This is a genomic window from Planktothrix sp. PLAVEN19ND (assembly GCF_057220675.1).
The window spans coordinates 5,518,825-5,541,997 of sequence record NZ_CM170132.1; the positions used below are offsets into that span (position 1 = coordinate 5,518,825).

Sequence of the window (23,173 nt, forward strand, 5' to 3'; positions counted from 1 at the left end):
ATTTATAACAAATTTGGTTATGAAAATAGTGCTGGAGAATATTCACAAATCCTACCGTAAACGCATAGTTGTTAGTCGAGTCAATTTATCAGTTTCCCAGGGGGAAATTGTGGGATTATTGGGGCCTAATGGTGCAGGTAAAACCACAACTTTCTATATTGCCACGGGATTAGAAAAACCGACCCAAGGGAACGTTTATCTGAATGAAATTGATATTACCCATTTACCGATTCATCAACGTGCCCGTTTAGGAATTGGTTATCTAACGCAACAGCCGAGTATTTTTCGACATCTGAGTGTCAGGGATAACATTTTATTGGTGTTACAACAAACCCATGTTCCGCGTCATTTGTGGCAAAAACGTCTGCATACTTTACTCAGGGAATTTCGCTTAGAAAAAGTAGCCTCGACTTTAGGTTATCAGGTTTCTGGGGGAGAACGAAGACGGACGGAACTAGCCCGGGCTTTAGCGACGGGGTTGGAATTACCTCAGTTTTTGCTCTTAGATGAACCCTTTGCTGGTGTTGACCCGATTGCAGTTTCCGAAATTCAAGAAATTGTGGCTCAGTTACGCACTCGGAATATGGGAATTTTGATTACGGATCATAATGTTAGGGAAACTTTAGCTATTACAGACCGAGCTTATATTATGCGAGATGGACAAATTTTTGCATCGGGAACTGCTGAAGAACTCTATAATAATCCTCTAGTGCGGCAGTATTATTTAGGTGACAGTTTTCAACTATGAAAATTACTCTTGATAAGTCTTTTATTTCTGGTAAATTTCTCCCGCCCTATCTTTCAATTTTAGATCGATATTTAATCCAAGAATTAGTTCCACCCTTTGTGTTTGGGGTGGGATTATTTAGTTCGGTTGCGTTAACCGTAGGAACGGTTTTTGACTTAGTTCGACAGGTGGCGGAGTCGGGTTTGGCCGTGGCGATCGCGGTTGAGGTTTTTCTCTTAAAAATGCCGGAATTCATCGTTTTAGCTTTTCCTATGGCGATGATTTTAAGTACCTTAATGGTCTATGGTCGTTTATCTAGTGATAGTGAATTAATTGCCCTGAAAAGTTGTGGAATTAGTTTATATCGGCTATTAGTACCCACATTAATTTTCAGTTTAATGATCACGGGGTTAACCTTTTGGTTTAATGAGGTGATTGTTCCGGCGGCTAATTATAAAGCATCTGTCACCTATGAACAGGCATTAAATGAAGGCAACCTTCCCGTTCAAGAAGATAATATTTTTTATCCCGAATATGAGAAAATTAAAATAGAGGGTACTGACAAAAAGTTTAGTCGCTTAATCCGGTTATTTTATGCCCAAAGATTTGACAAAGGTCAAATGTTAGAAGTGACAATCTTAGATCTTTCCCAACCGGAATTAACTCAAATTATTTCTTCAAAATCTGCCAATTGGAATTTTTCTGCTAATACTTGGGATTTCTTTAATGGCACGGTTTATATTGTAAATCCCGATGGATCTTATCGGAATATTGTTCGTTTTGATCATAAACAGATTAAACTCTCCCGTACTCCCCTAGATTTAGCGTCACGGAAACGGGGGTTTGATGAGATGAATATTGCTCAAGCTCGAGATTATTTAAAGTTAATGAAATTGAGTGGAGATCAACAAAAAATTATTAAAACCAAAGTTAGAATTCAACAAAAATATGCTCTCCCTTTTTCCTGTGTTGTCTTTGCTTTATTGGGTGTTGCATTAGGAAGTAGACCCCAAAGTACCAGTCGAGCAACCAGTTTTGGGATTAGTGTAATTGTGATTTTCGGATATTATTTACTTTCTTTTGTTACCGGGGCATTGGGTCAAAAAGAAATTATGACTCCTTTTTTTGCAGCTTGGTTACCGACATTTTTGGGAATTGGAATTGCGAGTTTTTTATTAGTTCGTTCTTCTAAGTAATGCCATTAAGGAATCACAACTTGGTAACCTTTAAATTTATCAGTCGTTTTCAAATTTATGTAAGTAGTTATGGCACAATTAATAGATGAATAGAAAGGCTCAGGTATTGTTTTATGACTAAGTTTGTTTTTATCACGGGTGGGGTGGTATCGAGTATTGGAAAAGGAATTGTTGCAGCCAGTTTAGGACGTCTGCTCAAATCGCGGAACTACTCCGTATCTATTCTTAAACTCGATCCCTATATTAATGTTGACCCTGGAACCATGAGTCCATTTCAACATGGGGAGGTCTTTGTGACCGAAGATGGGGCGGAGACGGACTTGGACTTAGGACATTATGAACGTTTCACCGATACCTCCATGTCCCGTCTTAATAGTGTCACGGCCGGGGCTATTTATCAAGCGGTGATTAATAAAGAACGTCGGGGAGACTATCAAGGAGGCACGGTTCAAGTGATTCCTCATATTACCAATGAATGTAAAGAACGGATTCATCGAGTGGCAAAAAACACGAATCCTGATGTGGTGATTACGGAAGTTGGGGGAACCGTTGGTGATATTGAATCCCTACCTTTTTTAGAAGCAATTCGTCAATTTAGGAAAGATGTGGGTCGGAAAAATGTAATTTATCTGCACGTTACGTTAATTCCTTGGATTGGTGTGGCGGGGGAAATGAAAACCAAACCGACCCAACATTCGGTTAAAGAATTACGATCAATTGGGATTCAACCGGATATTTTAGTGTGTCGTTGTGAACGCCAAATTCCCCTAGGAATTAAAGAAAAAATTGCTGGTTTTTGTGATGTAGAAGCTGATTGTGTTATTACCTCCCCCGATGCAGATAGTATTTATGAAGTCCCCTTACTTTTAGAGAAAGAAGGACTTGCCGAACAGAGTTTAAAACTGTTACAATTAGAACAACGACAACCGAATTTAACCGCATGGCAAACATTAGTTGATCGGCTTTATCATCGGGATCTAAATACAAAATGTCCTCTCCCCCATCCTCAAATCAAAATAGCCATTGTGGGCAAATATATCCAGTTAACCGATGCCTATTTATCAGTGGTAGAATCCCTGCGTCATGCGGCTATTCAGGAGGGGGCAGAATTACATTTAGAGTGGATTAACTCCGAAGATATTGAGGGGAATAATCCTGAGAACTATCTCAAAAATGTGCAAGGAATTGTGGTTCCCGGCGGGTTTGGACAACGAGGAACCGATGGTAAAATTATGGCAATTGAATATGCCCGAGAACATAAAATACCCTTCCTGGGGTTATGTTTAGGAATGCAATGTTCTGTGATTGAATGGGCACGTCATATTGCCAAACTAGAGCGGGCGCATAGTGCTGAATTTGATCCCCAAACCCCTAATCCTGTAATTCATTTATTACCTGAACAACAGGATGTAGTGGACTTGGGGGGAACCATGCGTTTAGGGTTATATCCCTGCCGCTTACAGCCGGATACTTTAGCATTTAAACTGTATCAACAGGAAGTTGTTTATGAACGCCATCGTCATCGTTATGAATTCAATAATGCCTACCGAACACTATTCTTAGAATCTGGATATCTGATTAGTGGAACCTCTCCCGATGGCCGTTTAGTAGAAATCATTGAATTATCCAACCATCCCTTTTTCGTGGCTACCCAATTTCACCCCGAATTCCAATCCCGACCGAATAGTCCGCACCCGCTATTTCAGGGATTTGTAGCCGCAGCAACCAATTTATTGGAACTCAGCCCAACCTAAAGGACAGCACCCTACCCATGGACAATTAGACCAGACCGGGTTGTATTCCAATTCCCTGTTTAATTCTTAGACTGAATTATCGGAAATTTTGGGTTGAAAACCCCTAAGTTCCACTTAGGCTTTTTGTTGTATTTTAGTGTATACTAAATAAGAAAGTTTCAAACACAGGTAATGAAGCTAAGATATCGATACAGAATCTACCCAACAGACCAACAAAAGAGGCTAATATCTCAATTGTTTGGTTGCTGTCGGGTGGTTTTTAACGATGCCTTAGCCTACTGCCAAGAACAATACCGTGCGGGTAACAAAAAACCTTCTGGTAATGAGCTTTCTAAAAGGCTAACAGAACTCAAAAAGACAACTGAAAAGCAATGGTTAACAGAAGTTTCTGCCATTCCCTTACAACAAAGTTTAAGGGATTTAGAGCAAGCCTATTCTAACTTTTTCAAATCTTGTAAAGGACAGAGAAAAGGCAAGAAAGTTAAACCTCCCAAGTTCAAGAAACGTAAATCTAAGCAATCAGCTAGATTTACCGATAATGGTTTCAAACTCTATCCTAATTCTGATTACATTCACCTGGCTAAAATAGGTGATATTAAAGTAATCTGGAGCAGAGAATTACCCGCAGTTCCTTCTAGTGCTACCTTAATCAAGGATAGTGCTGATAGATATTTCATTAGTTTTGTTGTTGAGTTTAATTCTCAACAATTACCCCAGAATGAAGAAAGTGTTGGGATTGACTTAGGGATTACTGATTTTGCGACATTAAGCCATGGTAAAAAAATTAAATCCCCTCAACCTTTAAAGAAACAATTAAAGCGTTTAAGGAGATTACAACGTAATTTGTCAAGAAAACAGAAAGGGAGCAAAAGAAGAGAACTTACTAGAAAAAAACTAGCTAGACTTCACGCCAAGATTTCTGATATTAGAAACGATTTTTTACATAAACTTTCAACCCAGATTATTCGTGAAAACCAAACAATAGTCTTGGAAGACTTGAATGTATCAGGGATGATGAAAAACCGAAAACTATCCCGTGCCATTTCGGATTTAGGCTGGCGTAGTTTTAGAACTATGTTAGAAGCTAAATCAGTCATGTACGGGCGTGATTTTCGAGTAATTGATAGATGGACTCCTACTTCTCAAACTTGCTCTTGCTGCGGTTTTCGTGGTGGCAAAAAAGAGTTAAATATTAGAGAGTGGATTTGCTTAAATTGCGGTGAATCTCACGATAGGGATGTTAACGCCGCAATTAATATCAAGGTCGCCGGAGGGCTTTCGGAGACTTTAAACGGACGTGGAGGCAAGCAGAAGACCACTAAGATTTGTGGCAGCAGCCCGCGAAGCGTCAACCCACTAGAATTCAAGCAGTTGTCCCCTGAGCTTGTCGAAGGGTTGCTCTGCTTAAATAGATGGAATCCCCGTGCGTTCACGCCGGGGCGGATGTCAACCTAGAATTGTTAATTCAGTCAGAAAGAAAGAGCAGGGGCATCAATTTCTAATTTCAGGGGAGATTTTGATCCTATCTGATCGGTAATTATTCTATAATGATACAGAATGGGTAAGCGATCATTGTCCTCTGGTCTGTTGATCCGATTTACAAGCGAGTTGAGTCCCGGGAAGGATTCACAGGTCTGAGGAGGTTCTGTGGCGTACTGGATCAAAATGAATTATGAGCGAGAAACCTATCTCGTTGATCTCGATAGTGTAAGTGCGTTTGCATCTGGATTTAATAAACGGATTGCCTTTTGGTTGCCAGCTAATGGCAAACAAATGATTATTAACCATCAAATTAATCCCAAAACCTATGAGGATATTTTAGGATATATTCAAAGAATTACAACCCATTGCCCAACTAACTATTGGGTTAGAATTGTTTATGATCGTCATGAATATATTATTGACTTGAATCGTCTTAATACCTTTGTAATTGATTCGAGCCAACGCATTACATTTTGGCTTCCCGATGGTAAAGAACCCGTTATTATTAACCCTCAAACCAATGCTGAAGCCTATTCTAAAATTTTAGATTTTATTCATAACAAAACCGGGCATTCTCTGCCATAACGAAATTACGAATTACGAATTACGAATGGGTAATGGAAAGAGTTTACCTCCCCTGCTCCCCCTGCTCCCTCTGCTCCCCCTGCCTCCCCTGCCTCCCCTGCCTCCCCTGCTCCCCCTGCTCCCCTGCTCCCCCTGCTCCCCCTGCTCCCCCTGCCTCCCCTGCCTCCCCTGCTCCCCTCAACCCCTCAACCCCTTTGTCGCCAAAGTTTAATTGTTCCATCCGTACTTCCACTAACAATTAAATCTTCAGAAGGACTATAAGCCACCGTCCCAACCCCATCTGTATGACCAGTGAAGGTCTGAATCGGGTCTGATTGGTTTCCGACCTGTAAATTTGGGCTAATTTGCCATAGCTTTAAGGTTTTATCCTGACTTCCACTCACTAAAATTCTACCGTTTGGAGAAAAGGCCAGGGATTGCACAGCACCCGTATGACCAAGGAAAGTTACTAACTCCTGACCAATTTCTAGCCACCAGAGTTTAATGGTTTTGTCCTCACTCCCCGTGGCCACGGTTAAACCATCGGGACTAAAAGCCACTGACCAAATGGGGAAGGAATGACCGACTAAAAGAGCATCGGAATGTCGGTGATCTAAACTCCATAATCCTACTGTGCCATCTCCACTCCCACTAGCCAAGAACAAATTATCGGGACTAAAAGCTAATGACCAAATCGGAAAGGAATGGGCTTTTAAATGGGGGAGAGGTTGATTAGAGGTTAAATCCCAAAACCCAATCATACCATCAAAACTGCCCGCGGCCAAGAGTTGACCATTGGGACTAAAGGCCAAAGAACAAATTGGAACCGATAGTCCTAAGTCCAATACTTGATGTTGACGGGTAATTGTATTCCAAAGATGAACATTTTTGTCAGATTCAATCGCTAGTATGGGAGAATTTGGACTGAATGCTAACCCATAGCCCGGATATTCTCGGTCTAAATTGTCCGCTAAAATGATAGGCTGGCAGGGGGTTTTCAAGTTATAGATTTGCAAAGTGGTGTCATCACTGCGACTGGCAAGAAGTTGGCCATCACAACTAATCGCAACCACTCGTACTGCATCGGAATGGATAGGAAGGGTATCACAACATTCCCAATTTAAAAGTTGAGGCTGTAGCATATTGAAGGAGTTAATCTCTTGAAACTAGCAGACTGGATCGGGTTTCTTTGTTTAATTATTGCTTTAATTATTCTATGGCAGTTTAGGCAGATCTTACTGCTGGTGTTTACCTCGGTTGTTTTCTCAATTGCGATTAACAGTTTAGTGCGTCGGATACAACGGTTTGGACTGCGACGAGGGTGGGCTGTTCTCCTGTCCCTAACTTTAATTGTGGTCATGGGTGCGGTGTTAATTAGTATGGTTTTACCTCCGTTTTGGGGGCAGTTTCAAGAACTAATTAAACTGGTTCCTATAGGATACGATAAATTTCTGATTTGGCTAAACCATTTAATTAAAAATCCTCCAATTTGGCTTCCGAATCTGAATATTAAACTACCGAATGTAACTCAAATAGCACAACAAGTTGGGCCTCTAGCTCAAAAACTATTAGGAAATTTCTTTGCGTTCTTTTCTAACTCAATTGGCAATTTTTTACAGTTTGTATTGGTATTAATATTTACTTTGATGTTATTAGCAGATCCTTTGTCCTATCGTCAAGGATTTGTGCGTCTATTTCCCTCATTTTACCGCCATCGGGCAGATTATATTCTATCTCAATGTGAAATAGTCTTGTTGCAATGGATGGGGGGTATTGTGATTACTTCCACTTTTGTTGCAGTCTTGAGTGGTATTGGTCTATTAATTTTGGGGGTTCCCTTTGTTTTTGCCCATGCCCTATTAGCGGGAATCTTTAACTTTGTTCCTAATATTGGCCCAACAGCCAGCGTCATTTTTCCCGTTGCGGTTGCCTTATTAGATACCCCTTGGAAAGCCTTGGCAGTGATTATCTTATACGTTATTATTCAAAACTTAGAAAGCTATTGGTTAAGTCCCCTAATCATGCAAAAACAGGTTGATCTGTTACCCGCGATTACCTTAACAGCCCAAATCTTTTTTGCCACCTTTTTCGGCGTGTTAGGCTTAATTTTAGCTTTACCCTTAACCGTAGTTAGTAAAACTTGGATTCAAGAACTTTTACTTAATGATTTATTAGATCAATGGGAGTTAGGGGAGTAGGGGGAGTAGGGGGAGCAGGGGAGCAGGGGGAGCAGGGGGAGCAGGGGGAGCAGGGGGAGCAGGGGGAGCAGGGGGAGCAGGGGGAGCAGGGGGAGCAGGGGGAGCAGGGGGAGCAGGGGGAGCAGGGGGAGCAGGGGGAGCAGGGGGAGCAGGGGGAGCAGGGGGGCAGGGGAGCAGGGGGAGCAGGGGGGCAGGGGAGCAGGGGGAGGTAAACTCTTTCTATTACCCATTCCCCATTCCCCATTCCCCATTCCCTATTACCTATTACCTATTACCCATTACCTATTGCCTATTGCCTATTCCCTATTCCCTATTCCCTATTCCCTATTGCCTCTTTTTATAATTACCAAAGGAAAAAAATGGTTGATCCCTATACGAATTATGACTCGAATTCTCCTAATGTTCATGAAATTGCCCAAGATTTCCGTCGTTTGGGTTATGTCGGGTTTTGGGTACAATCTATCTTGGCAATTATTCCGATATTGCTTTTAATTTTTGTCTTGTTTTTAAGACCGGCTTCCCCTTCTAATACTAACAATTCAGCCTTGGTTATAGTTTTAGGATATGGATGTTTATTTGCTTTAATTTTTACAATTTATTGGTGTTTCCGATACACTCAAATTGGCAGTAAATTAGAAGATCCGAATGAGCGCCCCCCGAAAGTAGAAGTAGTTCATGCCCTATGGATTGGAATTGTGATTAATCTGATTGGTATGATCTGTGTAATTTTAGTGGGTTTCTTAATTGTGGGAACCTTATTGTATCGGATGCTGACCTTACCCCCGGGAGGGTCTAAAATTCTGACTCCAACTCCGGGGACAACGGTTTTGAATCCAGGTTCTATTGTCACCCCGTTCAATCTAATTGCAATTCAGGCTATGCTAAGTGCCATGGCTGCGGAAGTAATCGGAATTGCCGTGAGTTTGTGGTTATTAACTCGTGTCAGTTCCCATCAGTCTAATCTCAAATAGACACTCTGTATTTATCAATTTATTTCCCGTTGTTCTTATGCACCAGAATGGAGTCTAATTCATGTCACAATCTCTGATTTCGGCGATTATTTGTACCCACAATCGAGAACAATATTTGGGTTTAGCAATTGATAGTTTACTGCAACAAGATTTTACTGATTTTGAAATTATTGTTGTTGATAATGCTTCAACGGATGGAACCCGTCAAGTCGTTGAAGCTCGTCTTCCCCATCCTAAACTCCGATATATTTATGAACCCGTAACGGGGTTATCCGTGGCTCGTAATACAGGGGCAAAAAACTCCCAAAGCCCGATTATTGCCTATTTAGATGACGATGCCATTGCCACACCTCCATGGTTAAGAGTGTTATATTCAGCTTATGAAAATCATCCAAAACTGGCGATCGCTGGAGGGAAAGTCACATTGATTTGGCCAGAGGGAATCACTCCCCCACCTTGGTTGTCTGATAATTTAGCCGGAAATTTGGGTGCATACAATTTGGGAGACCAGTGGGTTGAAATTCAAAATCCTGGTTTGACACCCAGAGGGTTAAATTATTCCATCCGTAGCAGTTTCTTAGAGAAAATTGGCGGTTTTGATGTCAATTTAGGTCGGGTGGGAAAACGGTTATTATCTAACGAAGAATTACAGATGACTGAACTCGCCCTTAAACAAGGTTGGCAAGTCGCTTATATTCCTGAAGCGTTAGTTGCCCACCATGTTGCACCGGAACGCGTCAACCGAGCTTGGTTTATGGAGCGGGGATGGTGGCAAGGCATTAGCGAATGTTATCGGGAACAGTTAGCAGGGCGGGATGGAATTGTGCAACTGGGACGAGGTGGGGAACGCATTATCCGAGGGTTATACAAAACCATTAAATATTTTGATAATCCTGCCTTACGATTTGATAATTTCGTGTATGCTTATGGTCAAATCGGTTATTTGGGTGCTGCAATTTCTGGCTTAGTTCATTCTGAATCTAAACCAGAGAATTCTCAAAAATAAATTGCAATCGTGGTCAATCATTTTATCTATTGTTAAGTTTAACTATGAATTCTAACCCCTCCAAACTTCCCGTTTCTGTTTTGATTCCAGCCAGAAATGAACAATCGAATTTACCCGCCTGTTTAGCGAGTGTAGCCCGGGCTGATGAGATTTTTGTAGTTGATTCCCAAAGTAGCGATCGCAGTGTGGAAATTGCCGAAGATTATGGGGCTAAGGTGGTTCAATTTTATTTTAAAGGGGGATGGCCGAAAAAGAAAAATTGGTCATTAGAAACCTTACCCTTTAAAAATGAATGGGTGTTAATTGTAGATTGCGATGAACGGATTACCCCCGAGTCTTGGGATGAAATTGCTGAAGTAATCAAAAACCCAGAATATACAGGATATTATATTAATCGTCGGGTCTTCTTTTTGGGAACATGGGTGCGTCATGGGGGCAAATATCCCGACTGGAATTTGCGTTTATTTAAGCATAAATTAGGCCGTTATGAAAACTTAAATACGGAAGATGTTCCCAATACTGGCGATAATGAAGTTCATGAACACGTTGTCATGTCTTCCGGTCAAGTAGGATATCTGAAAAATGATATGCTCCATGAAGATTTTCGAGATTTATTCCACTGGATTGAGCGTCATAATCGTTATTCTAATTGGGAAGCTCGGGTTTATTATAATACTTTGATGGGGACGGATGATAGCAAAACTATTGGTGCTGATCTATTTGGGGATTCGGTTCAACGCAAACGATTTTTAAAGAAAATTTGGGTGAGATTACCCTTTAAACCCTTGCTAAGATTTATTATATTTTATATCATCCGCTTGGGATTCTTAGATGGTAAAGCCGGATATATTTATGGCCGTCTTTTGAGCCAATATGAATATCAAATCGGGGTGAAATTATTTGAATTGCGTACATTTGGTGGACAATTAAATGTTACTCCAAAATCTGCTAAACCCCCCATTCCCCATTGATTTATGTTGCAAGAAAAAACAACTTTTGTGGATTTACGCCAATATGATCAATCTAATTTTGATCGGGGAAAACCGGGTTGGTTTGTGTTGTTATGGTGGTTAGTGCAAGCGATCGCATTTCCCCTCAGCTTACATCCTTTTAATGGAATTCGCTGTCAAATCCTACGATTATTTGGAGCTAAAGTCGGTCAAGGCGTGATCCTGCGTCCCACCGCCCGATTTACCTATCCTTGGAAAGTTACCATTGGTGATTACAGTTGGATTGGGGATGATGTTGTATTTTATAGTTTAGATGAAATTATTGTCGGTGAACATTGCGTTATTTCCCAAAAAAGCTATTTATGCACCGGAGGTCACGATATTAAAGATCCTAAATTTGAATTACAAACAGCCCCCATTTACATTGAAAATGGGGTTTGGGTGGGGATGGATTGTTTTGTTGGGCCAGGGGTTAAAATTGGCGCAAATTCAGTGATTGGGGCGCGTAGTAGTGTATTTAAAAGTATGCCCTCCGACCAAGTTTGTATCGGCTCTCCTTGTCGTCCCTGTTATCCCAGACCCATGCACTAATCTAAGGGAATAGGGAATAGTAAGTTATAACCCTTGTTAGAAAGTTTAGTATTGTCCTACCTTAATTGATAGCACTATAGATTAAATCGCCTTAAAAAGAGCGAGATCTGTTTTCCCCCTGGTTTTAATCCCGTTTAATTTCCGAATGTCTTTCTAGGGCAAATTGAATGAGTTGATGCACCAATTCAGGGAAGGAAACCCCCGTTGCTGCCAAAAGTTGGGGATACATACTCGTAGCCGTAAAACCAGGGAGAGTATTAATTTCATTAATTAAAATTTCTCCGGTTTTTTCCACATAGAAAAAGTCAACCCGTCCCAACCCGGCGGCATCGACAGCTAAAAAGGCTTGAATCGCCATTTCTTTAATTTTATTGGCTATTTCATCGCTAATTTTTGCTGGGATAAATAGATCGGCTTTGCCCTCGGTATATTTAGTTTCATAATCGTAGAAATCACTATTAAAGGTAATTTCTCCCACTACAGAAGCCTTGGGTCTATCTGTTCCTAATACGGCACATTCGACTTCCCGAGCCATAACTCCCGCTTCTACAATAATCCGTCGATCATAACTGGCTGCGTTATCTAGGGCAGTTTCTAATTCTTGACGGTTTCTGACTTTGGAAATGCCAACGGATGACCCTAAATTAGCGGGTTTGACAAAACAGGGATACCCTAATTCCGCTTCTAATTCATCACATAATTTAGGGAAAATACAGGGGTTAGAATAAATTTGCGATCGCATCACCAGTTTATATTTAACTTGGGGTAAACCCGCTTGAGAAAATGCCATTTTCATCGCAATTTTATCCATGCCAATGGCAGAACCTAATACCCCGGAACCGACAAAGGGAACCTGCATTAAAGTTAATAACCCTTGAATGGTTCCATCCTCGCCATTGGGCCCGTGTAAAATGGGAAACCAAAGGTCAATTTCTGATAAATTAATATTTTGAGGAATGCGATCGCCCGGTTGAGCTTCATCGCTAGTTAATAGGGGTTTTCCCGAGGCTAAAACCTGTTGGGCAATTTCGCTATCTTTCCAAACCCCATTTTTTTGAATATAGACGGGTAGCAGTTCGTATCGAGTTGCATTTTCATCGCTGGTTAAGGCTTTGGCGATCGCCCTAGCGGAACTAATCGAAACTTCATGTTCCCCAGAACACCCACCAAATAATAATCCCACCCGTAATTTAGTCATAGCCATTGGAATCAGTGATCAGTTATCAGTTATCAGTTATCAGTGTCAGAGTCAATATTTGAATTTTCGGTAATTTTAAACCTTGGACAGTACCTTGAGGCTGCATCAAGGGTAAAAACTCCTCCACCTTTTCGGCTCCGGCTATTTGTAAGGCTTTTAAAAGCTGGCTGGTTTCATCCATCAACTGTTCTACATTAATCCCACTATAATCAGGATAATAATAGTCTAGTTTTCCCAGCCCTTCCCCCATCAAAATAACAGCCCCTTTCCAATTTTTTTGGCTTAAATGGTACAACCCGACGGCGATTTGTAAAACCCCTTGATAGAATTTTTTCTCCGGTTGTGGTGCTTCCATCCACAAAGCCTCTAAAGTGTCGTGACAAGCATAGAATTGTTGTTGATTAAATTCTTCAACTCCTTGCCAAAACTCCTGGGGAATTTCCTCTTGCATGGATTTAAACTCCTAACCCAAAACCAGATATGAGTAAGAATTTACTAACTCTATCTTTTCCTAAAATTAAACACCTAACACCGACACCAATACCCAATAATTATTACATTGTGGAGCGAACTTCTTCAATTTCTTCTAGGGAAATTTTTTGTTGATCTCCAGCAAAATCATTGTCAGGGGTTAGGAATAGCATACAATGACATTCCTTGCGTTCTCGCATGGGAACACAGGGACAATTCCAAAAAGTATTTTTGACTTCAGCCTCTTTATCCTCATAATGACGACAAGGACAAAGAGGCGCTCCTAACTCGTCTTTATGTTTAGCTAAACCTTCAATTACCACAGCAGTAACCGAAGGTTCGGCGCAGAAGTAAGTTCCCGTGCGTCTGGCGTACTGTTCGGAGAACTGCTTCATCGCCATTAAGCTCTTTTGAGTGGATAATTTATCGTTAGTTTCTGGGGTCATGGATCGGCGTGTAATTTGTATAACAATATTATTTCGATTGTACCGCAAGGGGTGGCAACTTTGAAAAAAACAGCAGACAGGATCGATAAAATTACAGACAAAAAAATTAATTTATCCTGATTAATAGACTAAAAATTTGATTTTCTCAAGGAAGATTGCAGTTGAGATTTTAGAGGTTGATCGGGAATAATTTCTAATCCCAAATTAGCTAACTTTTGGCTAGGGTCATCAATTTTTTTATGAGACAATGGGGAAGAAGAATTCGGCCAAAGCAACCAACGACTTCCCCTGGGCAATTTTCTTAAAGATTCGGGATTTTGAGTTAACCAAATTATCGGGAAGTTAGGGAGATTTTCTACAACTCTATCTTCCCCAAACCGAACATCTGCTAAGGTATAAAGAACCACTCGATTGCCAGAAACTAGTCCGGTTTTTGCCGTCCATAACTGCACATTTAATTGACTGTGAGACGCATAAAAATATAAAGAAGCCGCAGCAATTACAGCTTGCTCAAAATCATCGGGTTGCCAGAAAAAAGCACTATCTAAACTAATAATAACTTCTTGACCCCCGTTAGAAGTTTCCAATTCCCTGACCCGTAATTCTCCATAACGCGCACTAGAACGCCAATGAATTAAACGGGTGGCATCACCATAACGATAGGGTCTTAAAGTGCGGGTAATGCCTTCTGTTGCCATTTGAAACTGACGATTTTCATAGACATTCGGGTTATAATCCTGTCCCATTTCATCAATGATCGGACAGGTAGTTAAGGGCAAAACTAACGGATAAACAATCGCCGTTGCCGGGGCTTCTCGTTCTCGACTACACCAAAATAATCCTAGGGGTGTGGCGGTTCTGAATTGCACTCCCAGCCAATGATAAATTCCGCGTTTCTGGGTGGGAATATAAGTCACCCATTGACGAGATTCATGGGGAGGTAAATATTCAATGACTGTGGTAGATTTTCCTAAACTGGGGGGTAATAAATCCTGAACTTGAATCAGCATTCTCGCTTGATGGGTAGAATTTTCAATCGTTAATTCCAGGGTTAAATCATCTCCCACACTTACGGGGTGAATGGTTTCTCGTTTAATTTTTAGGGCTGATAGGGAACGTTGGGGTAAAATTGCGGCGATCACTAATAAAGCAAAACTAATTCCACTAATCACATATAACCATCCCGCCATTGTGTTAGTAGCGGAGCCAAAGAAAAAGATAGAGAGTCCCATTAGTAATCCACCGCTATAAGCAGGAGCTACCGCATGAAATTCTAACCAACGTTGCAATTTAAACCGATTTTTTTTCATGGGAAAAAGTAATTGAGGACAAAGGAGATTGGGGTTGGGTTACGAAATTTTTACAAAGCCGACGGGGGAGATATATATTCTTTATAATTTAATTAATGCCAAATTGTGTTGAAGTCATCTAAAAAACCATGACGAACTCCGCTTCCCCCAAGCCTGTCCCCAAAATGCCTCCCCCCCCTAGTGGGGTGGAGCCTTCATCTGTTGCTATCAACTCTGGATCTTCGATCAAAATGATGGTCAAGGATGCTTACAGCAAAAAAGCCTCAGATATTCATATTCGGGTCGGACATACGCCTCGATTTAGGATTCAGGGTCAAATGGCCAGAGCCAAGGATCAGCCTAAAGTCACTCCTGAACTATTTGAACATTATTTGGATGAGATTCTGACTCCCCATCAACGCCAACAGTTTGCGGATACGAAGGAATTAGACACGGCAGTATTTTATCCGGGGTTAGTGCGCTGTCGGGTGAATTGTTTTGATTCCCTGACCGGAGGGGCGATGGTTTTACGTTTAATTCATTTACAAATTCCCTCCATTGATGAGTTAGCGTTACCCCCAGTTCTGAAAAATATTATTAGTTCTCCCCAGGGTTTAATCTTAATCACCGGGCCAACGGGTTCGGGGAAATCCACAACCTTAGCGGCGATGATTCGTCACTTGAATGAAACGGCTAAAAAGCATATTGTCACAATTGAAGACCCGATTGAATTTGTTCATCCCTCAAAGATGTGTTTGATTAGTCAACGGGAAGTGGGGTTACATACCTTAGAATTCAATAACGCATTACGGGCGGTTCTGAGGGAAGATCCCGACGTGATTCTAATTGGGGAAATGCGCGATCGGATCACTGTTAATACAGCCCTACAAGCCGCCCAAACGGGTCACTTAGTTTTAGGGACACTTCATACCCGCAATGCTTTAAATGCCATTAATCGTCTGTTAAACCTGTTTAATGTGGATGAACAACCGACGGTGCGGATTCAGATTTGTGATTCCTTAGTGGCGGTGATTGCTCAATTATTAGTTCCCACCGTGGATAATAAACGGACGGCGGTTCACGATGTTTTGGTGAATACCCCGGCTATGCGAGATTATCTGCTCAAAGGCGATGAGGAAAACGCCCTACAGTTAATGGAATCCGATACCTATGAAGGAATGCAACTGATTAACCAAGCCCTATTTGAACAGGTGATTGCCGCCCGGGTCACCATGGAAGAAGCCGAAAAAACCTCTCCCGACCCCACGGATTTAGACCGTCGCTTCCGTATTGCTGGGATCGACAGTGCGGGACTCGCCCGCCAGTTCAAAGAAGGTAAATCCCCCTTTAGTTAGAATCCTCAAGTCTGAGTGTCAAAATTTCCCTAATTTCTGTGTTCAGTTTCTTTTTTAATTGCCTCTAGGGTTTGTTTTAAGCTATTTTCATAGATACTATAAAATAAAGATAGACTAGGAGTGAAACCCGGGTCAACCTTAACTTGATGCTCAATTAAAACTTGTTGAGCCGAAATCGGTTCAATTTTCCAACTTCCCTGTAAAGCTTTTAAGTCCCCATCAACCAGTTTAAAATCAATTTGTTTGGGATAGGTTTCTGTACTAGCAATCCGAACCCTAGTTTGTTGTTTAAAAATAAGGGCCTGAACTTGATAAATTTGTTCAAATATTTTCTGATTCCCTTGAGTTTTTAAGACTTTACTACTGATAACATTCGGCAAAAATTGATAAAAATTATTATAATCTGTTAAAACTTTCCAAGTGGTATCCGCAGAACTATTAACAATAATTTTAGCTACATATTGACCATCTTTTCCCGTTACTGTTGCCCCTTGAGGTTGACTTGCTATTAAAGTAGGATTGACCATTTCACCCATCGCTAGAGGGTTATTGAGCAAGGTTATACTTAAACCTAAGACGGAAACGAATGTTGTCAAAACTGGATTAGATTTGTGGGGAGTAGAATTAAAGGGCATTGGTATTTTAAATTAGTTATTGAGGAGAGACGCAAAATTCTACGTTTCCACAGGTTGGGTTTATTATAACAGAAAAAACCGCAATAAAACCATTCTCTTTAAAATTTAGTAAGCCCTGAAGGGCTTTTCTGAGGGCTGAAGCCCTCACTACGAGATCCGATTTAAAGGTATAACTAAGGTCTAAGAATCCGGTGCATATCTAAACTGGGGGGTTTAACAATAGTTTGGGTTAACATATCGTGAATTTGTCCGCCATAATATGATTTAATGTGTTATGAATACTCTGAAAAAAAGCTGGTCTAGTTTGTTTACGTTCTGCGTCGGTTAATTCTGCACAGGCTGAATATAATCGCTGATTGGCTAAAGTATTATAACGAGCTAAAAGTTGAAAATGAGCAATTAAAGGGTGAATCATAAAATTAAGGATTTGAAAGTTCAATAGAGCCAAAATAGGGTTGATAATTGTGATTTTGGTCACATTGACATTGTTCCGCGATCGCCATAGCACTTTAACCCGATCACAAATTTTAAGTTATCTCAATCACAAATTATATTCCCAGAAATCACAAGTAAAGCTGATGTAAAATCACGTTCACTGTATGAAAAATCTGTAAAGATTAGAATATTGGGTTAACATTGAATATTTATGGTTCCTAAAGTTCAACTCCTACAATCTGCCCTGGGTGATTTGTTCGCTCAAGTGAACGCCACAGGTCATTTAACCGTTGCGGATCGGTATGGACTCCTCGCAGCGATTTTAGATGAATCCCTCTCAGAAGAAGAAAGACGCTGTGTAGATCGATTACTCCGAGGAGTCTCTCGCGGAAAAATCAAAATTGTGGATGAACTCTCTAGTTTACGATAATTAACATTTTCCTTTTTGTCCATCGGGCATAGTCGCACCACAAAAATTAGTTCCTTGTAATTTAGCATTATTGAGATTAGCATTTAATAAATTAGCATTATTAAATTGAGCATCTTCTAAAAACGCTTGATAAAGATCAGACCAAGAAAGGTCAGCATCCTTTAAATTCGCTTTTCTTAACGTGGTACTCAGGAGCTTTGTATCGCGTAAATCTGCCCCAGATAAATCCGCTTCGATTAAATTAGCTGAACTTAAATCCGCCCCTTTTAAATTAGCTCCTTTGAGGTTGGCTTTTTGCAAATTTGCTCCTAATAAATCCGCTCCTTCTAACTTTGCATCTGCCAAATTAGCCTGACTTAAATCGCATTGTTGACATTGATTGGTACTGATTAATCTTTCTACATCTCCCTGACGTTCTGCTAAAACCGGAAATCCAACCCCTAAACTAATTAAACCCGTAACAATAATTAATCGCAATTGGGGATTTATTCCACAAGTGTTGGTATAGTTTTGTAGCTGTTGAAATAATCTGAAATTGATAATTTTCATAACTTTTTAGGAAAACCAATTAACAAAAGTACCATTATTTGCTATTATAGGATATTGTTCTGTCATTTCTAAAGCTATGTCTGCGCCCGTTAGCGCCCCTGTGATTACCTCCTTTCCCCTCACTGCGGTGATTGGACAAGGTGCCATTAAGCTCGCTCTATTACTGGCGGCGGTTGACCCTGGTTTGGGGGGTGTGGTGATTGCCGGAAGACGAGGAACGGCTAAATCTGTGATGGCGCGGGCATTACACGCTTTATTACCCCCGATAGAAGTTGTTAAAGGATCAATTGCTAACGCTGAACCCGTTGATCAGACGCAACCGACGGAAATTGTCCCCACCGCCTTTGTTCAAATTCCGTTAGGGATCACCGAAGATCGATTAGTGGGTTCGGTGGATTTAGAACAGTCGGTTAAACAGGGTCAAACCGTATTTCAACCCGGACTTTTAGCTACAGCTAACCGAGGGGTTTTATATGTCGATGAAATTAATTTGTTAGATGATAATATTGCTAATTTATTATTAACAGTTCTCACCGAAAGCCGGAATGTAATCGAACGGGAAGGGATTAGTTTTGAACATCCCTGTAGACCTTTATTTATCGCCACCTTTAACCCCGAAGAAGGGTCATTACGGGATCATTTACTCGATAGAATTGCGATCGCCCTATCCGCCGATGGAGTTCTCAGTTTAGACGAACGGGTGCAAGCGGTAGATCAAGTCATGGACTATGCGCGATCGCCCCAAGATTTTTTAACACAATATAATCAGGAATTAGATGATCTGAAAACCCAGATTATTTTAGCCAGAGAATGGTTAAAAGATGTGGTGATTACCCCGGAACAAATCTTATATTTAGTGCAAGAAGCCGTGCGGGGTGGTGTCATGGGTCATCGGGCGGAACTCTTTGCGGTAAGAGTAGCCAAAGCCTCGGCCGCCTTGGAAGGACGTACCACCGTCAACGCCGATGATTTACGTCGGGCGGTGGAATTAGTGATTGTCCCCCGGGCTAAAATTGTTCCCCCTCCCGAGCAACAGCAACAGCAACCCCCGCCACCCCCACCGCCTCAAGATCAGTCCCCGGAAGATCAGGAGCAGGAAGACGAGGACGAGGAAGACGAGGAAGACCAGCCGGAAGAAGAAGCCACCATCCCCGAAGAATTTATTTTTGACCCGGAAGGGGTGATCCTGGATGATAGCGTTTTGTATTTTACCCAAATGGCAAACCGTCAAGGGAAATCCGGCAGTCGCAGCGTGATTTTTTCCGATGACAGGGGGCGGTACATTAAGCCCGTTTTACCCAAGGGGAAAGTCCAAAGAATTGCCGTTGATGCGACGTTACGCGCAGCCGCACCCTATCAACAAGCCCGACGTCTGCGGGAACCGGGGCGAAAAGTGATTGTGGAACAGGGGGATATTCGGGCGAAACGGTTGGCCCGGAAATCTGGGGCGTTGGTGGTATTTGTAGTAGATGCGTCGGGTTCCATGGCCCTGAACCGGATGCAGTCGGCAAAGGGGGCTGTGTTACAACTGTTAACCGAAGCTTACCAAAGTCGAGATCAGGTGTCGTTAATTCCCTTCCGAGGGGAACAGGCGGAGGTGTTGTTACCGCCCACTCGTTCGATTGCGGCGGCCCGAAAACGGCTGGAACGCTTACCCTGTGGGGGTGGATCGCCCTTAGCCCACGGGTTGACTCAGGCGGTGAGAGTCGGGGTGAATGCCAAACAGTCGGGGGATATTGGTCAAGTGGTGATTGTGGCGATTACTGACGGGCGGGGGAATATTTCTTTATCTCGGTCTTTGGGAGAACCCCAAATTGAAGGAGAAAAGCCGGATATTAAGAAGGAAATATTAGAAATTGCTGCAAAAATTCGCGGGTTAAAGATGCAATTGTTAGTGATTGATACCGAAAGTAAATTTATTTCTACGGGGTTTGCGAAGGAGTTAGCGAAAACGGCGGGGGGGAAATATTATCACCTTCCGAAAGCGACAGATCAAGCGATCGCGGCGATGACCCAAAATGCTTTAAGAGAGGCGATCGGATCTTAAACCCTAAAGTTAGATAATCTTGATTATGCTAAAAAAAATCAAAATTAAAGGTTACAAATCAATTCAATCCTTAGAATTAGAACTCAATAAAATTAATATTTTAATTGGGGCTAATGGGGCTGGAAAATCTAACTTGATTTCGTTTTTTAAGTTATTGTCGTGGATGATACAATCTCAAGGAAAATTGCAACTTTTTATCGGTCAATCTGGAGGGGCTAATTCCTTACTGTTTGATGGGGTTGCAATCACACCTCAACTGGAAGCAGAACTTAATTTTGAAACAGATTCAGGTCAAAATGATTACTATTTCAGATTGTTTTATGCAGCATCAGATACATTGATTTTTGGCGAGGAAAAGTACAGATTTTCTAGTTCTCGTTTTCGTTCAGTAGCTGATTGGATTTCTTTGGATTCTGGTCATAAAGAAGCCAAGATTATTGATCTTTTTAATCAAGGAGATTTGACAGCTAGAACTTTAGTTTCTTTAGTTCAGAATTGTAAAGTTTATCAATTTCATAATACCTCTGACACGGCTCGAATTCGGCAAAGGTGGAGTATTGAAGATAATCGTTATCTTCGGGAGGATGGAGCCAATTTAGCCTCAGTTTTGTTGAGATTAAAGGAAACAGAACCCAAACATTATCGAATTATTGTTGATACCTTAACTCAAATTACTCCCTTTTTTGATGATTTTGTTTTGGAACCCGTTAGTAATACTGTTATTTTACAATGGACAGAAAAAAATACGGATATTATTTTTAGTTCTCATCAAATTTCCGATGGAACGTTAAGAACAATGGCATTAGTCACCCTCTTGTTACAACCAATATCTGATTTACCGGATGTTTTAATCTTAGATGAACCCGAATTAGGTTTACATCCCTATGCCATTAATATTATTGCAGGATTAATTCAGAGTATTTCTCACGAAGTTCAAGTAATTTTAGCGACTCAATCAACCTTTTTAATTGATTGTTTTGCACCGGAAGATATTATTATTGTTGACCGTAAACAACGTGCTTCTGAGTTCAAGCGTCTCGATCCTGAACCTTTGAAAGATTGGTTAGAGGAATATTCTTTATCGGAACTTTGGAATAAAAATGTTTTGGGAGGAAGGCCCAAGTGATGATCCGCTTACATATTATTGCTGAAGGTCAAACGGAAGAAGAATTTATCAATACAATTTTAACAGAGCATTTAGGCTATTTTAATATTAGCACTGATGTCCATTGTATTACAACGAAACGAACAAGAACCGCAGTTCATCGAGGCGGTTTAGTCAGTTATCAAAAAGCAAAAAAAGATATTATTCTCTGGTTAAAACAGGATAAACATCCTGAAGCTAGATTTACAACAATGTTTGATTTATATGCTTTACCTAATGATTTCCCTGAATTTGAGGAAGCACAGAAAATACCTGATCCTTACCAAAAGGTTGAACAATTAGAGAATGCTTTATTTGGCGATATCAACGATAGTCGTTTTATTCCCTATATTCAATTACATGAATTTGAAGCTCTGATTTTATCTGATCCCATTAAACTTGAAGAACGATTTCCAGACTATCAATCAGAGGTTCAACAATTAGTTTCTCTCTGTCAATCTTTTGACTCCCCAGAACTCATTAATGATGGAGAACAAACGGCTCCTTCTAAACGAATTATTCAAGCTATTCCTCTTTATGAGGGTGCAAAACCTTCTGTTGCACCTTTAATGGCTCAAAAAATTGGTTTAAAAACTATTAGACAAAAATGTCCTCATTTTAATCAATGGATAGAACGTTTAGAGAATTTATCTCAACCCGAACAACATTGAATTTAAACATTATTATTACTAGAAAATAGAAATTGTGATGAATTTTGGGCGAGTCTTAAATCTCTATTTCTATTTCTTTAAGCTCTCTTGAATGTTCTGGTTGCAGTGATTTCGTTCGTTGTCATGGTCATGATCATTTGATCGTTGGTGAATTTTATGGAAGATGTGGCAGAGGGATTCTCAACATTCTGGGTGAACAAGGTGTCACTCCCATCAAAAGTGGTGATGTATTTGCCAACTTTGTTTGTTCCTGGGTCAGACTGATACTCCTGTCCTAAAGTAAAGCTCATCTTGATGGTCTTGAGGCTGGTGACGGTGGTAATCGTGAAGTTGTCGCCGTAAATCTCTACAATCACGTCCGGCTTGGTTGATGCCAAAACATTTCGGATGATCATCCCAACATCTTCAGCCTTCAAGTAATCCTCGAAGTTCTCTTGGGAGACAAACGTGTATTTTCCAGCAATTTGTACAGTCATGGGGAAATCCTGATTTAATTTATATCTGAGAATAAGCTGTTCCGCATTTAAACTTTATATCCTAGCCAGCGAGGACGCTGGCACTACAAGGGTTTCACGATTTCCCAATCCCCTATTTAGATGCTTAACAGCTTAAATATATTTGAAAATTCGTTTTTAGTCAATTGTTAATTCTTATTCCGGTTATCTCATGGATACGGATGCTGAATATAAAGCTCTTTCAGCCCTAGCAGAAACTTTAGAAATGTTTGATAATCCCCAAATTGAGGGAAAACTTTATTTATATAGTGAAAGAAAGCCCTGTGAAAGTTGCCAGGACGTGATTAGACAGTTTACACAAAGGTTTCCCAATCTTGAAATTACCTTGTTTTGGGATCATCCTTATCCACCCTCATCTTAACAGGAGAAATCATTCATGACACGCTTAGTTTCTCTTTATCCAGAATTTAAGCTGAGTTATTCTGCACAAGTTCCTGAACATTTGCGTCATCTGATTTATAGTGTTTGGCAATATCGCTATCAAGAACTGTACATCAATTTTTTGAAATCTAATCTCCAATAAATTGGAATTCAATGGTTATTAGTGCA

General features: G+C 40.8%; 26 protein-coding genes. 17 read left to right on the forward strand and 9 right to left on the reverse strand.

The annotated features are described in order from the left end of the window. Nucleotides 1-19: 19 nt before the first annotated feature. From lptB to AC2D3N_RS23890, 5 genes are all read left to right on the forward strand, one after another. A complete protein-coding gene (gene lptB / locus AC2D3N_RS23870) occupies nt 20-748 on the forward strand; it encodes an LPS export ABC transporter ATP-binding protein (RefSeq protein ID WP_079680154.1) in 729 nt (242 codons plus the stop codon). Then, nucleotides 745-1,923 (forward strand): LptF/LptG family permease, encoded by a 1,179-nt coding sequence (locus AC2D3N_RS23875; protein WP_484692372.1) that lies wholly within the window; start codon nt 745-747, stop codon nt 1,921-1,923. Before lptB ends, AC2D3N_RS23875 begins: the two co-directional genes overlap by 4 nt. Before the next feature lie 113 nt (nt 1,924-2,036). Then, nucleotides 2,037-3,677 carry a CTP synthase gene (gene pyrG, locus AC2D3N_RS23880; protein ID WP_079680152.1) on the forward strand — a complete coding sequence of 547 codons (1,641 nt, stop codon included), beginning with the start codon at nt 2,037-2,039 and terminating at the stop codon, nt 3,675-3,677. 171 nt (nt 3,678-3,848) lie between these two features. Next, nucleotides 3,849-5,132, forward strand: a complete 1,284-nt coding sequence (locus AC2D3N_RS23885; protein ID WP_484692373.1) for an RNA-guided endonuclease InsQ/TnpB family protein — start codon at nt 3,849-3,851, stop codon at nt 5,130-5,132. Between the two features lie 192 nt (nt 5,133-5,324). After that, the gene (locus AC2D3N_RS23890) at nt 5,325-5,744 is read left to right on the forward strand and encodes a hypothetical protein (RefSeq protein ID WP_079680151.1); all 420 of its coding nucleotides are present in this window, start codon (nt 5,325-5,327) and stop codon (nt 5,742-5,744) included. Between the two features lie 185 nt (nt 5,745-5,929). Here AC2D3N_RS23890 and AC2D3N_RS23895 read toward each other — a convergent pair whose 3' ends face one another. Next, nucleotides 5,930-6,865 (reverse strand): WD40 repeat domain-containing protein, encoded by a 936-nt coding sequence (locus AC2D3N_RS23895; protein ID WP_079680150.1) that lies wholly within the window; start codon nt 6,863-6,865, stop codon nt 5,930-5,932. A gap of 18 nt (nt 6,866-6,883) precedes the next feature. On the opposite strand from AC2D3N_RS23895, the gene AC2D3N_RS23900 reads away from it, so the two are divergent. The 5 genes from AC2D3N_RS23900 (at nt 6,884) to hpsU (ending at nt 11,439) form a co-directional block, all read left to right on the forward strand. After that, nucleotides 6,884-7,921 carry an AI-2E family transporter gene (locus tag AC2D3N_RS23900; protein WP_079680149.1) on the forward strand — a complete coding sequence of 346 codons (1,038 nt, stop codon included), beginning with the start codon at nt 6,884-6,886 and terminating at the stop codon, nt 7,919-7,921. A gap of 359 nt (nt 7,922-8,280) precedes the next feature. Then, nucleotides 8,281-8,892 carry a DUF3611 family protein gene (locus AC2D3N_RS23905; RefSeq protein ID WP_079680148.1) on the forward strand — a complete coding sequence of 204 codons (612 nt, stop codon included), beginning with the start codon at nt 8,281-8,283 and terminating at the stop codon, nt 8,890-8,892. 61 nt (nt 8,893-8,953) lie between these two features. Next, on the forward strand, nt 8,954-9,898 hold the full coding sequence (locus AC2D3N_RS23910) for a glycosyltransferase family 2 protein (RefSeq protein ID WP_484692374.1): 945 nt from the start codon (nt 8,954-8,956) through the stop codon (nt 9,896-9,898). A 44-nt stretch (nt 9,899-9,942) separates the two neighbouring features. Beyond that, nucleotides 9,943-10,869, forward strand: coding sequence for a glycosyltransferase family 2 protein (locus AC2D3N_RS23915; protein WP_484692375.1), 927 nt, complete (start codon nt 9,943-9,945; stop codon nt 10,867-10,869). Between the two features lie 3 nt (nt 10,870-10,872). After that, nucleotides 10,873-11,439, forward strand: a complete 567-nt coding sequence (gene hpsU / locus AC2D3N_RS23920) for a hormogonium polysaccharide biosynthesis acetyltransferase HpsU (RefSeq protein WP_484692376.1) — start codon at nt 10,873-10,875, stop codon at nt 11,437-11,439. Nucleotides 11,440-11,563: 124 nt separating this feature from the next. Here hpsU and AC2D3N_RS23925 read toward each other — a convergent pair whose 3' ends face one another. From AC2D3N_RS23925 to AC2D3N_RS23940, 4 genes are all read right to left on the reverse strand, one after another. Beyond that, nucleotides 11,564-12,637, reverse strand: a complete 1,074-nt coding sequence (locus AC2D3N_RS23925; RefSeq protein WP_484693788.1) for a D-alanine--D-alanine ligase family protein — start codon at nt 12,635-12,637, stop codon at nt 11,564-11,566. A gap of 25 nt (nt 12,638-12,662) precedes the next feature. Beyond that, nucleotides 12,663-13,088, reverse strand: coding sequence for a DUF309 domain-containing protein (locus tag AC2D3N_RS23930; RefSeq protein WP_484692377.1), 426 nt, complete (start codon nt 13,086-13,088; stop codon nt 12,663-12,665). A 103-nt stretch (nt 13,089-13,191) separates the two neighbouring features. Further along, complete coding sequence (locus AC2D3N_RS23935) at nt 13,192-13,554, reverse strand: ferredoxin-thioredoxin reductase catalytic domain-containing protein (protein WP_079680143.1); 363 nt, start codon at nt 13,552-13,554, stop codon at nt 13,192-13,194. Nucleotides 13,555-13,682: 128 nt separating this feature from the next. After that, entirely contained in the window at nt 13,683-14,864 is a 1,182-nt protein-coding gene (locus tag AC2D3N_RS23940) for a DUF58 domain-containing protein (RefSeq protein WP_079680142.1), read from the reverse strand. Between the two features lie 164 nt (nt 14,865-15,028). On the opposite strand from AC2D3N_RS23940, the gene AC2D3N_RS23945 reads away from it, so the two are divergent. Next, a complete protein-coding gene (locus AC2D3N_RS23945; RefSeq protein ID WP_234996761.1) occupies nt 15,029-16,198 on the forward strand; it encodes a type IV pilus twitching motility protein PilT in 1,170 nt (389 codons plus the stop codon). A gap of 29 nt (nt 16,199-16,227) precedes the next feature. Here the strand turns inward: AC2D3N_RS23945 and AC2D3N_RS23950 are convergent, their stop codons facing one another. Both AC2D3N_RS23950 and AC2D3N_RS23955 read right to left on the reverse strand, forming a co-directional pair. Then, the gene (locus tag AC2D3N_RS23950; protein ID WP_484692378.1) at nt 16,228-16,833 is read right to left on the reverse strand and encodes an SRPBCC family protein; all 606 of its coding nucleotides are present in this window, start codon (nt 16,831-16,833) and stop codon (nt 16,228-16,230) included. 229 nt (nt 16,834-17,062) lie between these two features. Further along, the gene (locus AC2D3N_RS23955) at nt 17,063-17,248 is read right to left on the reverse strand and encodes a DinB family protein (RefSeq protein WP_200816806.1); all 186 of its coding nucleotides are present in this window, start codon (nt 17,246-17,248) and stop codon (nt 17,063-17,065) included. Between the two features lie 231 nt (nt 17,249-17,479). Here AC2D3N_RS23955 and AC2D3N_RS23960 point away from each other — a divergent pair, with 231 nt between their 5' ends. Further along, entirely contained in the window at nt 17,480-17,698 is a 219-nt protein-coding gene (locus AC2D3N_RS23960; RefSeq protein WP_079680139.1) for a hypothetical protein, read from the forward strand. On the opposite strand, the gene AC2D3N_RS23965 is transcribed toward AC2D3N_RS23960, so the two are convergent. Further along, complete coding sequence (locus tag AC2D3N_RS23965; protein WP_234996751.1) at nt 17,699-18,247, reverse strand: pentapeptide repeat-containing protein; 549 nt, start codon at nt 18,245-18,247, stop codon at nt 17,699-17,701. It abuts the gene before it with no gap. A 76-nt stretch (nt 18,248-18,323) separates the two neighbouring features. Here AC2D3N_RS23965 and bchD point away from each other — a divergent pair, with 76 nt between their 5' ends. The 3 genes from bchD to AC2D3N_RS23980 are packed head-to-tail and all read left to right on the forward strand — an operon-like array spanning nt 18,324 to nt 22,109. Then, entirely contained in the window at nt 18,324-20,294 is a 1,971-nt protein-coding gene (gene bchD, locus AC2D3N_RS23970; protein WP_484692379.1) for a magnesium chelatase ATPase subunit D, read from the forward strand. Nucleotides 20,295-20,319: 25 nt separating this feature from the next. After that, nucleotides 20,320-21,420 carry an AAA family ATPase gene (locus tag AC2D3N_RS23975; RefSeq protein ID WP_484692380.1) on the forward strand — a complete coding sequence of 367 codons (1,101 nt, stop codon included), beginning with the start codon at nt 20,320-20,322 and terminating at the stop codon, nt 21,418-21,420. After that, the gene (locus AC2D3N_RS23980) at nt 21,420-22,109 is read left to right on the forward strand and encodes a DUF4276 family protein (RefSeq protein ID WP_484692381.1); all 690 of its coding nucleotides are present in this window, start codon (nt 21,420-21,422) and stop codon (nt 22,107-22,109) included. Before AC2D3N_RS23975 ends, AC2D3N_RS23980 begins: the two co-directional genes overlap by 1 nt. 77 nt (nt 22,110-22,186) lie before the next feature. Here AC2D3N_RS23980 and AC2D3N_RS23985 read toward each other — a convergent pair whose 3' ends face one another. Next, entirely contained in the window at nt 22,187-22,585 is a 399-nt protein-coding gene (locus AC2D3N_RS23985) for a lipocalin/fatty-acid binding family protein (protein WP_484692382.1), read from the reverse strand. Between the two features lie 190 nt (nt 22,586-22,775). Here AC2D3N_RS23985 and AC2D3N_RS23990 point away from each other — a divergent pair, with 190 nt between their 5' ends. Then, nucleotides 22,776-22,985, forward strand: a complete 210-nt coding sequence (locus tag AC2D3N_RS23990) for a deaminase domain-containing protein (RefSeq protein WP_484692383.1) — start codon at nt 22,776-22,778, stop codon at nt 22,983-22,985. A gap of 15 nt (nt 22,986-23,000) precedes the next feature. Then, on the forward strand, nt 23,001-23,147 hold the full coding sequence (locus tag AC2D3N_RS23995) for a hypothetical protein (protein WP_159451553.1): 147 nt from the start codon (nt 23,001-23,003) through the stop codon (nt 23,145-23,147). Nucleotides 23,148-23,173: the final 26 nt, after the last annotated feature.

Bases quoted from the DNA above. Each gene is read 5' to 3' on its own strand.
- AC2D3N_RS23950 (WP_484692378.1), bottom strand. From the start codon at position 16,833: ATGCCCTTTAATTCTACTCCCCACAAATCTAATCCAGTTTTGACAACA.
- AC2D3N_RS23930 (WP_484692377.1), bottom strand. From the start codon at position 13,088: ATGCAAGAGGAAATTCCCCAGGAGTTTTGGCAAGGAGTTGAAGAATTT.
- AC2D3N_RS23915 (WP_484692375.1), top strand. From the start codon at position 9,943: ATGAATTCTAACCCCTCCAAACTTCCCGTTTCTGTTTTGATTCCAGCC.
- AC2D3N_RS23895 (WP_079680150.1), bottom strand. From the start codon at position 6,865: ATGCTACAGCCTCAACTTTTAAATTGGGAATGTTGTGATACCCTTCCT.
- AC2D3N_RS23980 (WP_484692381.1), top strand. From the start codon at position 21,420: ATGATCCGCTTACATATTATTGCTGAAGGTCAAACGGAAGAAGAATTT.
- AC2D3N_RS23935 (WP_079680143.1), bottom strand. From the start codon at position 13,554: ATGACCCCAGAAACTAACGATAAATTATCCACTCAAAAGAGCTTAATG.
- AC2D3N_RS23955 (WP_200816806.1), bottom strand. From the start codon at position 17,248: ATGATTCACCCTTTAATTGCTCATTTTCAACTTTTAGCTCGTTATAAT.
- bchD (WP_484692379.1), top strand. From the start codon at position 18,324: ATGTCTGCGCCCGTTAGCGCCCCTGTGATTACCTCCTTTCCCCTCACT.
- AC2D3N_RS23945 (WP_234996761.1), top strand. From the start codon at position 15,029: ATGCCTCCCCCCCCTAGTGGGGTGGAGCCTTCATCTGTTGCTATCAAC.
- lptB (WP_079680154.1), top strand. From the start codon at position 20: ATGAAAATAGTGCTGGAGAATATTCACAAATCCTACCGTAAACGCATA.
- AC2D3N_RS23965 (WP_234996751.1), bottom strand. From the start codon at position 18,247: ATGAAAATTATCAATTTCAGATTATTTCAACAGCTACAAAACTATACC.
- AC2D3N_RS23975 (WP_484692380.1), top strand. From the start codon at position 20,320: ATGCTAAAAAAAATCAAAATTAAAGGTTACAAATCAATTCAATCCTTA.
- AC2D3N_RS23990 (WP_484692383.1), top strand. From the start codon at position 22,776: ATGGATACGGATGCTGAATATAAAGCTCTTTCAGCCCTAGCAGAAACT.
- pyrG (WP_079680152.1), top strand. From the start codon at position 2,037: ATGACTAAGTTTGTTTTTATCACGGGTGGGGTGGTATCGAGTATTGGA.
- AC2D3N_RS23875 (WP_484692372.1), top strand. From the start codon at position 745: ATGAAAATTACTCTTGATAAGTCTTTTATTTCTGGTAAATTTCTCCCG.
- AC2D3N_RS23885 (WP_484692373.1), top strand. From the start codon at position 3,849: ATGAAGCTAAGATATCGATACAGAATCTACCCAACAGACCAACAAAAG.
- AC2D3N_RS23960 (WP_079680139.1), top strand. From the start codon at position 17,480: ATGGTTCCTAAAGTTCAACTCCTACAATCTGCCCTGGGTGATTTGTTC.
- AC2D3N_RS23905 (WP_079680148.1), top strand. From the start codon at position 8,281: ATGGTTGATCCCTATACGAATTATGACTCGAATTCTCCTAATGTTCAT.
- AC2D3N_RS23985 (WP_484692382.1), bottom strand. From the start codon at position 22,585: ATGACTGTACAAATTGCTGGAAAATACACGTTTGTCTCCCAAGAGAAC.
- AC2D3N_RS23940 (WP_079680142.1), bottom strand. From the start codon at position 14,864: ATGAAAAAAAATCGGTTTAAATTGCAACGTTGGTTAGAATTTCATGCG.
- AC2D3N_RS23910 (WP_484692374.1), top strand. From the start codon at position 8,954: ATGTCACAATCTCTGATTTCGGCGATTATTTGTACCCACAATCGAGAA.
- AC2D3N_RS23995 (WP_159451553.1), top strand. From the start codon at position 23,001: ATGACACGCTTAGTTTCTCTTTATCCAGAATTTAAGCTGAGTTATTCT.
- AC2D3N_RS23925 (WP_484693788.1), bottom strand. From the start codon at position 12,637: ATGACTAAATTACGGGTGGGATTATTATTTGGTGGGTGTTCTGGGGAA.
- hpsU (WP_484692376.1), top strand. From the start codon at position 10,873: ATGTTGCAAGAAAAAACAACTTTTGTGGATTTACGCCAATATGATCAA.